The 11,696-nt window shown below is 75.0% G+C and carries 8 protein-coding genes and 1 pseudogene; 8 read left to right on the forward strand and 1 reads right to left on the reverse strand.

The genetic code is table 11. The features are described from left to right. Positions 1-60 precede the first annotated feature (60 nt). The 5 genes and pseudogenes from DEJ16_RS08325 to DEJ16_RS08340 all read left to right on the forward strand — a co-directional run bounded on the left by DEJ16_RS08325 (position 61) and on the right by DEJ16_RS08340 (position 7,018). A complete protein-coding gene (locus DEJ16_RS08325; RefSeq protein WP_110825101.1) occupies positions 61-1,032 on the forward strand; it encodes a MoxR family ATPase in 972 nt (323 codons plus the stop codon). Between the two features lie 95 nt (positions 1,033-1,127). Further along, positions 1,128-2,438 (forward strand): DUF58 domain-containing protein, encoded by a 1,311-nt coding sequence (locus DEJ16_RS08330; protein ID WP_110825224.1) that lies wholly within the window; start codon positions 1,128-1,130, stop codon positions 2,436-2,438. Continuing rightward, positions 2,435-4,810 (forward strand): transglutaminase-like domain-containing protein, encoded by a 2,376-nt coding sequence (locus DEJ16_RS08335; protein WP_110825100.1) that lies wholly within the window; start codon positions 2,435-2,437, stop codon positions 4,808-4,810. Before DEJ16_RS08330 ends, DEJ16_RS08335 begins: the two co-directional genes overlap by 4 nt. Before the next feature lie 60 nt (positions 4,811-4,870). Further along, a pseudogene (locus tag DEJ16_RS16120) lies at positions 4,871-4,939 on the forward strand (zinc-ribbon domain-containing protein); the annotation flags it as partial. A gap of 69 nt (positions 4,940-5,008) precedes the next feature. After that, entirely contained in the window at positions 5,009-7,018 is a 2,010-nt protein-coding gene (locus tag DEJ16_RS08340) for an FHA domain-containing protein (protein ID WP_220032693.1), read from the forward strand. A 1,049-nt stretch (positions 7,019-8,067) separates the two neighbouring features. On the opposite strand, the gene DEJ16_RS08355 is transcribed toward DEJ16_RS08340, so the two are convergent. Then, the gene (locus tag DEJ16_RS08355) at positions 8,068-9,054 is read right to left on the reverse strand and encodes an asparaginase (protein ID WP_110825097.1); all 987 of its coding nucleotides are present in this window, start codon (positions 9,052-9,054) and stop codon (positions 8,068-8,070) included. A gap of 41 nt (positions 9,055-9,095) precedes the next feature. Between DEJ16_RS08355 and DEJ16_RS08360 the strand changes: the two genes are divergently transcribed. Genes DEJ16_RS08360 through DEJ16_RS08370 form a run of 3 tightly spaced genes read left to right on the forward strand, consistent with a single transcriptional unit; the run spans position 9,096 to position 11,658 of the window. Continuing rightward, a complete protein-coding gene (locus DEJ16_RS08360; protein WP_110825096.1) occupies positions 9,096-9,593 on the forward strand; it encodes an OsmC family protein in 498 nt (165 codons plus the stop codon). Positions 9,594-9,598: 5 nt separating this feature from the next. Continuing rightward, complete coding sequence (locus tag DEJ16_RS08365; RefSeq protein ID WP_110858046.1) at positions 9,599-10,567, forward strand: FKBP-type peptidyl-prolyl cis-trans isomerase; 969 nt, start codon at positions 9,599-9,601, stop codon at positions 10,565-10,567. A 5-nt stretch (positions 10,568-10,572) separates the two neighbouring features. Beyond that, on the forward strand, positions 10,573-11,658 hold the full coding sequence (locus tag DEJ16_RS08370; protein ID WP_110825094.1) for a 1-deoxy-D-xylulose-5-phosphate reductoisomerase: 1,086 nt from the start codon (positions 10,573-10,575) through the stop codon (positions 11,656-11,658). Positions 11,659-11,696: the final 38 nt, after the last annotated feature.

Here is an 11,696-nt window from a genome sequence, read left to right on the forward strand (position 1 = left end):
CTCCGCCAGTCCGCACCCCGCCAGCCCGCACCCCGCCCGACCCGACGAGGAACGACCCGCATGACCATGACCCCGGAGCAGGCCACCCGCTTCGCCGACGTCGCCGCCCGCATCGTGACGAACGTCGAGCAGGTGCTCCTCGGCAAGGCCTTCGTGATCCGCCTGGCCGTCACCGCGATGCTCAGCGAGGGGCACCTGCTGCTCGAGGACGTCCCGGGCACCGGCAAGACGAGCCTCGCCCGAGCCCTCGCCCAGAGCGTGCAGGGCGTGACGAGCCGCATCCAGTTCACGCCCGACCTGCTGCCCGGCGACATCACCGGCATCAGCGTCTACGACCAGCGCGCGCAGGAGTTCGAGTTCCACCGCGGGCCCGTCTTCGCCAACGTCGTCCTCGCGGACGAGATCAACCGCGCCAGCCCGAAGACCCAGTCCGCACTCCTCGAGGCGATGGAGGAGTCCGCCGTCACGGTCGACGGCGTCAGCCACCGCCTCGGCGCGCCGTTCATGGTGATCGCCACGCAGAACCCGGTCGAGCAGGCCGGCACGTACCGGCTCCCCGAGGCGCAGCTCGACCGCTTCCTCATGAAGACCTCGATCGGCTACCCGGACCACGCTGCGACCGTCCGCATCCTCGAGACGTCCTCGGCGCCGTCCGCCGCCGTCCCGCTCGCGAGCGTCGTCCCCGCCGCCAGCGTCACCGAGCTCGCCGCGCTCGCCCGCACCGTGCACGTCGACCCGGTCATCGCCGACTACGTCGCTCGTCTGGTCGACGCGACCCGCGCAGCCGGCGAGGTCCGACTCGGCGTCAGCGTCCGCGGTGCCATGGGCCTCGTCCGCGCCGCACGCGTCTACGCCGCGGTGCAGGGGCGCCACTACGTCACACCGGACGACGTCAAGGCGTTGGCCGAGCCGGTGCTCGCCCACCGCCTCGTCCTGGACGCCGAGGCGGAGTTCGACGGCGTCAGCGCGTCGAGCGTCATCGGACAGATCCTCGTCGAGACGCCGCCGCCCGCGGACCGGACGCCGCGGTGACCGACCGCCGGCCCGTCGCCACGCGCTCGCGTCGCCCGTCCGCGACGCGGTCGCGTCGTGCCACGGTCGACGGTCGCACCGGGACGGTCGCCGGCATGACGAACGTCCGGACCCGTCTGGTCGGTGACCGCGACGGCGTCGCCGCCGAGGCGGTCGTCGGTGTCGTCCGCGTGTGGCGCACGGCCGGGAGGCTCGTCACGCGTGTCCGGGACGAGGTCGCCGCCGTCGTCACCGGGCTCGGCTGGACCGTGCTCGCACTGACCGTCGTCGCGTTCGTCGTCGGGTACCGGTTCGGCCTCCGCGAGGTCGTCGTCGTCGGGTGGGCCGGCGCGGTCCTCGCCGTCGTGGCGGCGGTGGCGCTCGTCGGGCGGTCGCGCCTCGTCGTGGGCATGACCCTCCCGCAGCACCGCGTCGCGGTCGGCGACCCCGCCGAGGTGACCGTCACCGCCGAGAACCCCACGCGCCTCCCGTCCGTGCCCACGACGCTCGAACTGCCGGTCGGCAACGGGCTCGTCGACGTGGCGGTGCCGGTCGTCGCGCCGCACGGGACCCACGTCCGCCGGGTGCCGGTGCCGACCACGCGCCGCGGTGTCCTCGACGTCGGTCCGGTCACCGGCGTCCGTGCCGACCCGGTCGGGCTCGTCCGACGGGAGCTCGTCTGGGCCGAGCAGGAACAGGTCATCGTCCACCCGCGCACGGTCGCGATCCCCTCCACGAGCACCGGCCTGGTACGGGACCTCGAGGGGCAGGCGACGAACGACCTGTCCCCGGCCGACATCGCCTTCCACGCCGTCCGCGAGTACATGCCCGGGGACGACCCGCGCACCATCCACTGGAAGTCGACGGCGAAGACCGGTGCGTTCATGGTGCGGCAGTTCGAGGACACGCGTCGGTCGCACCTCGTCGTCGCCCTCGGTGTCTCGGACACCGAGTACCGCGACGAGGACGAGTTCGAGCTGGCCGTCAGCGCCGCCGCCTCGCTCGGCACTCGAGCGGTCCGGGACGGCCGCGAGGTCACCGTCGTGGTGTCCGAACGCACCCCCGAGTTCGCGAAGCGCCCGGTGTACGCGCTCGAGTCACTGCCGACCGTCACGCCGACGCGGCTGCTCGACGCCTTCGCGAGCGTCCGCCTCGCCGAGGCATGCCTGCCGGTCGCCGAGGTCGCGCGACTCGTCGGGCGGGACGCGGCAGGCATCTCGGTCGCCTTCCTGGTCGTCGGCAGCGCGGTCGGCCTGCCCGCCCTCCGCCTCGCGGCGACGCGGTTCCCGGTCGGGGTCGAGGTCGTCGCCGTCGTGTGCGAGCCCGAGGCCGTCCCGCGCTCGGTCCGGGTCGCCGGACTGACCGTGCTGACGATCGGGTACCTCGAGGACCTCCGGCACGCGCTGCACCGGTCGGCTGCCGCATGACGACGACGCCCCTCCGTGAACGGCCCCGCGGCGCCGCACGTCGACCGCCGGCGCGTCGTCGTCGTCCCGTCGTGCGCCTCGTCGCGGGCACCGCGGCCGTCTGGGTCCTCGTCGCCCTGGCGAGCGTCGCCTGGTGGCCCGTGCACCGCGACGGCGCGATGGTCGTCGCCGGCACGACGGCCGTGGTGGTCGGGACCCTCGTGGCGGTCCTCGGCTTCGTCCTCCGGCTGCCGGCGGCCGCGGTGGCGGTGCTCACCGTCGTCGGCTTCGTCGTGACCGGGGTGCCCGCGGCCGTCCCGGACCGCGCGGACGGGGTCCTCCCGACCGGACCGGGTGTCGTGGACCTCCTCGCCGGCGTCGCGCTCGGGTGGCGGCAGCTCGTGACCGTCAGCCTGCCGGTCGGGTCCTACGAGGCGCTGCTCGTGCCGTACTTCGTGACGGCCCTCCTCGCGACGGTGGTGGGCGTGACGGTCGCGACCCGGGCCTCCCGTCCGGAGGTGGCGGGGCTGGCACCGCTCGTGGTCTTCGCCGCGGGGGTGGCGGTCGGACCGACCCGGTTGGCCACCTCGGTCGCCCTGGCGGTCGCGCTCGTGGGTGCCGCGCTGGTCTGGGCGCTCAGCGTCCGGCACGTCCGGCGGGCCACGACGGTCGCCGAGACCGTCGGCCAGCCCGTCCCGGTGCTCCGGGCGGTCGTGCGGCCGGCGCTCGTCGGGACCGCGACGATCGCGGCGGCGGCCCTCGTCGCGACCGGGCTCGGGCTCCTCGTCCCGCCGTCGACGGGCCGGACCGTGGCACGGACCGACGTCGTGCGGCCGTTCGACCCGCGCGACCACGTCAGCCCGCTGAGCGGCTTCCGCGCCTACCAGGAGGACGACCAGGTCGACGTCCCGCAGCTCACCGTCACCGGCCTGCCGCGCGGCGGCTTCGTCCGGATCGCGACCCTCGACACCTACGACGGCGTCGTCTACCGCGTGGGTGGCCCGGACGGCGCCACCGCGTCCGGGACGTTCGAGCGCGTCCCGACCTCGGTCGACGTGTCCGGTGTCCGCGGCACGCGCGTCAGGGTGGGCGTCACGGTCGACGGGTACCGGGACGTCTGGCTGCCCACCGTCGGCGACCTCGAGACGGTGACCTTCCAGGGACGCACCGCGGACCGGGACCGCACCGGGTTCTTCTACGACCGCGCGACCAGCACGGGTGCGCTCGTCGGCGGCGTCTCCGCGGGCACCCGCTACACGCTCTCCGCGGTCCTGCCCGCCCAGCCGTCCGAGCGCCAACTCACGGCGGCCCGCCCCGGGACGGCCTCGGTGCCGACGCCACGGGCCGTGCCGGACGCGGTCCGGGACGCCGTGCAGGCCGTGTCCGAGCCCGGCGCGTCCGACGGGGCCCGACTCGTCGCAGCGCTCTCGGCCCTGGCCCGCACCGGGTACGTGAGCCACGGCGTCGGCGACGACCGCGCGAGCCGGTCCGGGCACGGGGCCGACCGCATCGAGGAGCTGCTCACCGGCCAGCCCGTGGTGGGGGACCAGGAGCAGTACGCCGTCGCGGCCGCGCTCATGGCGCAGCAGATCGGCTTCCCGGCGCGGGTCGTCATGGGGTTCACGGCGGGCGGTGACTCCGGGACGACGCCCGCCACCGGTGCCGGTGGCCGCACGACGTTCCGGGGGAGTGACGTCACGGCACGCATCGAGGTGGACACGGCCGAGTACGGGTGGGTCCTGCTCGACCCGAACCCCGTCGTCCGGGAGATCCCCGAGGAGTCCGACCAGACGCCGCAGCCCGTCACCCGTCCCGAGACCATCGTCCCGCCGCCGCCCGCGGAACCCCAGGTGCAGGAGCAGCAGACGCCGCCGCAGGCCGACCCGGACGCCCCGCCCGCGCGCCCGTTCTGGCTGCAGCTGCTCCTCGCGGTGCTGCCGTGGGCGCTGGGCGTGCTCGGGGTCGCGGCGCTCGTGCTCTTGCCGATCGTCGTCGTGCTCGTCCTGAAGCGCCTCCGCCGTCGTCGTCGCCGCCGTGCCCCGGCCGCACGGGCCCGGGTCGTCGGCGCCTGGGACGAGTACCGGGACGCCCTGCTCGACAACGGTCATGCGGTCGCCGCCACCGCCACCCGGCGCGAGGTCGCGGTGGCGGCACCGGGAGACGCAGCGACCGGCCTCTCGGCCCTGGCGGACCGGGCGGTCTTCGGCCCGTCGGACGTCGACGACCGGACGGCGGACCGGATGTGGGACGCGACCGACGCGGCCGTGGCCGAGCTGCGGTCCGGGCGGACGCGGCGGGAGCGGTTCCGCGCCGCCGTCTCGTTGCGTTCACTCCGCTCCGGCCGCTGGGTCCGCCGACTCCGGACGAGCGGAGGGCGCTCGGAGCGGCGGTGACTACGATGTCCGGAGGCCGGAACCACCTGACGGACGGTCGGACGAGGACAGAGGCACCCTGTGATCAGATGCGAACACTGCGGATCGACGCTCCCGGACGGAGCGATCTTCTGCGGTGAGTGCGGACGAGCCGTCACGACCTCGGCAGCGCGTCGCACCGCACCCGCGGAAGCCGTCGACCGTGGCACCCCGCCCCCGTTGCAGCAGCCCGGCGTCCCCGGACGCGGGGTCGATCCCGCTGCCGACGGCTGGCTGCCCGAGTCCACTCTCGACCCGGCCACGCGCGCATGGCTGACCGGTGCCGACCACGGCGCGTCCCCGGTCGCGGACGCCACGACGGCGGGTCGCCAGGACCGGACCGGGACGGAGCACCAGGACCACGACGCTAACGCCTCCCCGCGAGCGGGCTCCGGGCAGCCAGCCGCCTCCGTCGATCGGGGCACTCCCACAGCGGACGACCTCGCCCCGCGGAGCGCGCCGTCGCACGTGCACGGTTCCGGGACCGGTCTCGGCGACTGGACCGGTCGCTCGATCGAGGGCCCGGGAGCGGAACCCGTCGAACCGACGCTCGACCCCGATGCCTTCCCCGCCGAGACGCTCGCGCCGCAGGACGACCCGGAGGTCCAGCGCGCCGACGCCTGGGACGAGCGCGGAGCGGCGGACCAGGGGGACACGCCCCCGTCGACAGGGGCCGGGTCGGCCGTCGTCGAGCCGGTCTGGTCACCGCCGCCGACGCCCGCCGCCCCTCCGACCGGACCGTCCTGGTGGATCGGTCGCGCCCCGTCCGCCGAGGCGACGAGCGAGCAGACGACTCCCGGGGGGACCGGCGACGACGCGGTCGTGCAGCGGACGGACGATGCGCCGCGGCCGGGCGACACCGCGGTCTTCCAGCTGCCGGCCGAGCGCCGGGCTCCGCGCCCCACACCGCTCGTCGCCCCGGGCAGCCAGAGCACGGTCTGCCACGTCTGCGGCCACACCCTCGAGCCGGACGACATCTTCTGTGAGGAGTGCGGATCGGTCCGCCCCGCCGTGACCGCCGCCTTCACGGGGCCGGTGATGCCCCTCCCGCTCGCCCGCCCGGACTGGGCCGCCGACGAGGACGCCCTCCGCAGCGCCGTCTCCGACGCCCACGACCTGACCGAGGAGTCGGACGGACTGCCGGACGCGGACTCCGGCGAGCTCCCCGACGCGGACGACGACGCCGCCCGCAGCGGTCCGGACGCGGACGGCCGGGACGACGTCGCCCCTGGTGGGCGCGACGGCGCCGTGGCACCCGTCGCTCCCGATGCGCCCGGTGCTGGGGAACCGTCCGACGACCAGGACGCGTCGGCGGACCGCGACGGCCACGAGGACCTCGACGACCGCGGTCCGGACAGCGGTCCGGTGAGCACGAGCACCCCGGGGGCCCCTGCCGCCGCGGACTCGGATGCGGCTGGTCGCCCCTCCTCCACCTCCGACGACGCTCACGACGACGGCGCCGCCGGTCACGACGACGGCGCTGGTCACGATGACGGCGCTGGTCACGATGACGGCGCCGGCCAGGCCGGGACCGACGGGACGACGGCCGTCGTGCCGGACGACGACGCCGACGACCACGGTGCGGCCCGTCCGGTTGGAGCGTCCGACGCACAACCCGATGAGTCGGTCGGTGCGCCGTCCGTCGACCGTGCCGACGGACCCGGCGCGGAGGCCCTGCCCGGCACGAGCCCCCGGCTCACGTCCGACGGTGCTCCCGTCCCACCGGTCGCCGCCCCGCTCCCGCCGGTCGCCCCGCCGCGGTCCGGTGCGACCGAGGCGACCGGTGCCGCCGTTCCGACGGACCACGACGCGGGCCCGGACGAGGACGTCGAGGAGACCCGGATCGTGTCCCGCGCACCCGCGCAGGCTCCGTTCCTGCTGCACTTCAGCACGGGCGAGCGCCTCGGCGTGCACGGGTCCGCGCTGCTCGGCCGACTCCCGCGCCCCGAAGCCGACGAGCAGTTCGACGGCCTGCTGACGATCCGCGACCCGGGCAAGTCCGTCTCGAAGACCCACCTGGAACTCGGGCGGGACGGTGACGACCTCTGGGTCTCCGACCGCTACTCGGGCAACGGCACGATGATCCGGCACATCGACGGGTCGATCCGGCGGTGCGAGCCCGGACGGCGGTACCGCGTCGAGCGCGGCGCACGCGTCGACATCGGGGAGCAGTTCTTCCTCGTCCAGTGAGGTCGGGCCGGTGCGCGCGCAGCACCGCCTCGTGGCGGGGCCGCTCGTCCACGACCGACCTGCTCCGCGCCGGTTCTCCACAGCGGCCCGGAGCAGGCGCCGCGCAACGGTCAGGTGCGGTGCGATGGGCGCATGGACCCGCGGACCGCTCGGAGCGTCGCCTCGGCCGTCGCCATCCTCGTGACGGTCTGGGCCGTCGTGTCCACCGGCGACGACCGGACGGTGCTGCTCGTGGCGGCGGCCGTCGTCGCGGTGCTCGGTCTCGCGGCGCGACCGGCTGACGGTTCTCCGCGAGCACCGACGGTCGTCGTCCCGCCAGGCCCGGCGGCCGGTCCCGCGGACGACCGGTGCGGCGGCGAGGCATCGGCGGCCGGTCCCGCGGACGACCGGTGCGGCGGGACCGGGCCAGACGCGGACGTCTGCGCGTTCCCGCCGACGCCGGGTGGGGAACTGGTCGTCGGGCGGGACCCCGCGGGCCGGATCGTCACGGTCGGCGCTGCCGGCGGAGTCGTCGTGCGTGGTCGCGGCGCGCTGGCCCTCGCCGTCTTCGAAGCCCTCGTCGACCAGCTCGAGGGCCTCGTGCCGCGCGCCGGACCGGACGTGCCCGGCGCAGAGCTCCGTGTCGCGGCGGACACGGGCGTGCTCGGCCGCCGCGCCGCCCGCGCCGGGCTCCCCGAGGGGCACGCGGCGGCGGCGGCGGTCGCCGACGACGGTGCCCTGCTCGGGACCGTCGTCCTGGTCCCCGGGCTCGCGGCCACCCCGCGCCGGACGGGTGCCGTCGTGGACGTGACGCGCTACGGGTGCCGGCTGACCGGGAGACACCGGGTCGGGGGCACCGCGGACACCGCCGGGGACGACGACGTCGGGACGGTCATCATGCCGACGCTGCCGCTCCTCGTGCTCTCCGCGGACGAGCGCTCGTCCCTCGCCGACGACCACAGCGGGCACGGGCGGGGGACCGAGAGGGCATCGGCTTCCCCGGTCGGGTCCGGGACGTGTCCATCCGGCACGGTGCGTCCGGAGGGCCGGTCTCGTCGCCCCCGGTCAGCTCAGCGGAGACCCGCTCCGACGCGGACCGTGCCGACCGGCAGACCGCCACCGAGGACACGCTCGCCGGTCGCCTGCAGCACCTCGTCCGCGGCGACGGCGTCGACCAGGTCGTTGCGGACGAGCAACGTCAGGGCCGCGAGCGTCCCGGCACGGAGGGCTCCGTCGAGCACCTTGACGGCGACGGCCGGCCCGCCCGGCACACCCATCACCATGACGCCCTCCGCCCCGAGCTTCGCGAGGAGACCGAGTCGTTCGATGGTGACGGTGTTCGCCCGGCCGACGCCGTCGATCGCCCACGGATCCGCCAGGACCGCGTCGGTCAGGGCGGCGGAGTCCTCGTCGGCACGCGCCACGACCCCGGCGATGCCCTGCGCCAGTCCGGTGAGGGTGAGCGGGAACACCGGTGCGCCGCAGCCGTCGGTCCCGACGACGTCGACGACCTCGCCGGTGGCGTCCTCCACCGTGCTCCGGACCGCCTGCTGCAGCGGGTGCTCGATGTCGAGGTACGTCGCCTCGTCCCACCCGTGCACCCGGCACGCGGCGAGCATGCCGGCGTGCTTGCCCGAGCAGTTCATCGCCAGCCGACGGGGACCCGTCATGCTCCGGGCGGTGTCCCGGTCGAACGGCAGGTCGGGCGGGCACCCGAGGTCCTCCTCGACGTGGTCGAAGCGCTCGAGCATCCGCATCGCGAGGGACTGGTGGGACGGTGTCCCGGCGTGACTCGCCGTCGTCATCACCAGCTCCGCGCCCGAGAAGAGCGCCCCGGCGCGTCGGACCGCCAGCGCCTGCAGGGGCTTCATCGTCGATCGGGGGTAGATGCTGGCGCCCACGTCGCCGACGGCGTCGAGCACGGTGCCGTCCGCGCCGACGACGACCCCCGCGCCGACGTGACGGCTCTCGTCGAAGCCGGACCGTTCGAGGACGGCCAGCTCGACCGAGCCGTCGGCGGTGAGAGGATGACGGTCGGTGCTGGTGGCCGTGCGCATGGCGCGATCCTACCGACGACCCACACGACGAGAGGACCGCGATGAACGACCACTCCTACGAGGTCTCCGTCCACTGGACCGGCGACCGGGGGACCGGCACGATCGGGCACCGCGACTACGGACGCGAGCACGTCGTCAGCGCCGCGGGCAAGCCGGACGTCCTCGGCAGTGCCGACCCGACGTTCCGCGGGGACCGCGACCGGTGGAACCCCGAGGAGCTCGTCCTCGCCGCCCTGAGCCAGTGCCACATGCTCAGCTACCTGCACGTCGCCGTGACCACGGGCTTCACGGTGGTCGCGTACGAGGACCGTGCCACGGCCGGTCTCGACCTCCACCGCGACGGCTCGGGCGAACTCACCGGTGCGGTCCTCCGTCCCGTCGTGACGATCCGCGAGGCGGACCGGGTGGCGGATGCACGGGCGGCACACGCCGAAGCGAACCGGCTGTGCTTCATCGCGCGGTCCGTCGCGTTCCCCGTCCACCACGAGCCCGAGATCGTCGTCCTCGGAGCCGACGCATCGGTGGGTACGGCAGGATGACCCGTGTGAAGCGTCTCCGCCTGCTCCCGATCGCCCTCGTGCCCGCCGTGATCCTCGGCCTCGCCGCTTGCTCGGGGTCCGGCTCCTCGGACGCCTCGGCCTCCGCATCGTCCACCCCGAAGGCCACGGCCGCGCCGATCACGTCGTGCCCGAAGCCGGGCGGAGCGTCGGACTCGATCGACGCCACGGGTGACGTCGGCGGATCCCGGGCGCCGAAGGTGACGTTCGACGACGGCCTCACCGCCGACCCGCCGCAGGCGACCCGCACCGTGAAGGGCACGGGCGCCGCACTCGCCGAGGGCGACTTCGTCCAGGTCGCGTACTCCGCGTACGACGCGAAGGACGCGAAGAACCTCGTGACCGTCGGCTTCGACCAGGGGAACCCCCAGGTCCTCTCCGTGGGCGGCACCGGCTTCGGCGCCCTCCTCGCCTGTGCGCACGTCGGTGACCGCGTCGCCGTCGTCGGTCAGGCAGCCGCACTGGGCTTCAACACGAGCGGGTCGATCGTCGTCGTCGCGGACGTCGTCGAGCAGACCCCGACCAAGTCGACCGGCACGCCGCAGGACCAGGACCCGGCGCTCCCCACGGTCGAGGACAAGGCGGACGGCGAGCCCGAGATCACCATCCCGGACACCGACGCACCCACGAAGACCACGGCCGAGGTCATCAAGCAGGGCGACGGTGACGTCATCGAGGACGGCGACACCGCGCTCGTGCAGTACAAGGGCGTCGCGTACAAGGGCGGCAAGGAGTTCGACTCCTCGTGGTCGAAGGGCTCGCCGACGACCTTCACGATCTCGAACAGCGGGCTCATCCCCGGGTTCGTCAAGGGACTGGTCGGGCAGAAGATCGGCTCGCAGGTCATGATCGTCGTCACGCCGGAGGACGGCTACGGCGCCAACCCGCCGGAGGGCTCGGGCATCCCCGCGAACGCGACCCTCGTGTTCGTCGTCGACCTGCTGGCCAAGGGCTGAGCCCGGTGTCGGGCCGCCGCCGGGTCGTCCTCCTCGGCAGCACGGGGTCGATCGGCACGCAGGCGCTCGACGTCATCGAGCGGAACCCCGACCGCTTCGAGCTCGTCGGCCTGACCGCGGGCACGGACACCGCCACCCTCGCCGAGCAGGCCGACCGGTACGGGGTCCGCGACACCGCGCTCGGGGCCGCCGACGCGGAACGACTCGTCCGCAGCGTCGAGGCCGACGTCGTGCTCAACGGGATCACCGGATCCGTCGGGCTCGGTCCGACCCTCGCGGTCCTCGAGACCGGCGCGACGCTCGCGCTGGCGAACAAGGAGAGCCTCATCGTCGGGGGCCCGCTCGTGCAGGCCGCCGCGGCACCCGGGCAGATCGTCCCGGTCGACAGCGAGCACTCCGCGATCGCCCAGGCACTCCGATCGGGCACCGACGCCGAGGTCCGTCGGCTCGTCCTCACCGCGAGCGGCGGTCCGTTCCGCGGGCGCTCGCGGAACGACCTCGTGGACGTCACACCGGCGCAGGCGCTCGCCCACCCGACGTGGGACATGGGCCTCGTGGTGACCACGAACTCGGCGACCCTGGTGAACAAGGGCCTCGAGGTCATCGAGGCGCACCTGCTCTTCGGCGTCCCCTACGACCGCATCGACGTCACCGTGCACGCGCAGTCGGTCGTGCACTCGATGGTGGAGTTCGTCGACGGCTCGACCATCGCGCAGGCGTCTCCGCCGGACATGCGGCTGCCGATCGCCCTCGGCCTCGCCTGGCCCCACCGGGTCCCGCACGTCGGCGTGCCGCTGGACTGGACGACCGCGAGCACGTGGACGTTCGAGCCGCTCGACGCCGCCGCCTTCGGCGCCGTCGACCTCGCCAAGCGGGTGGGCTCGCTCGGCGGCACCTTCCCCGCCGTGTTCAACGCCGCCAACGAGCAGGCCGTCGCCGCCTTCCACGCGGGGGCGATCGGGTTCCTCGACATCGTCGACACGGTGGCGCGGGTCGTCGACGACCACACGGCGGGGGAGCCGTCGCTCGACGGCGTCCTCGCCGCGGAGCGGTGGGCCCGCCAGCAGGCCGACCGCATCCTCGCCCGCTGACGCGCGCCGGGCCTCCCGTCGGTCGCTCCGACCGGGAG

The sequence above is a fragment of the Curtobacterium sp. MCJR17_055 genome, from assembly GCF_003224335.1.
Classification (GTDB): Bacteria; Actinomycetota; Actinomycetes; order Actinomycetales; family Microbacteriaceae; genus Curtobacterium.

What these genes read in the sequence shown, in the direction of transcription:
- DEJ16_RS08325 (WP_110825101.1), top strand. Translation starts at nt 61, where the DNA reads ATGACCATGACCCCGGAGCAGGCCACCCGCTTCGCCGACGTCGCCGCC.
- DEJ16_RS08335 (WP_110825100.1), top strand. Translation starts at nt 2,435, where the DNA reads ATGACGACGACGCCCCTCCGTGAACGGCCCCGCGGCGCCGCACGTCGA.
- DEJ16_RS08355 (WP_110825097.1), bottom strand. Translation starts at nt 9,054, where the DNA reads ATGCGCACGGCCACCAGCACCGACCGTCATCCTCTCACCGCCGACGGC.
- DEJ16_RS08330 (WP_110825224.1), top strand. Translation starts at nt 1,128, where the DNA reads ATGACGAACGTCCGGACCCGTCTGGTCGGTGACCGCGACGGCGTCGCC.
- DEJ16_RS08360 (WP_110825096.1), top strand. Translation starts at nt 9,096, where the DNA reads ATGAACGACCACTCCTACGAGGTCTCCGTCCACTGGACCGGCGACCGG.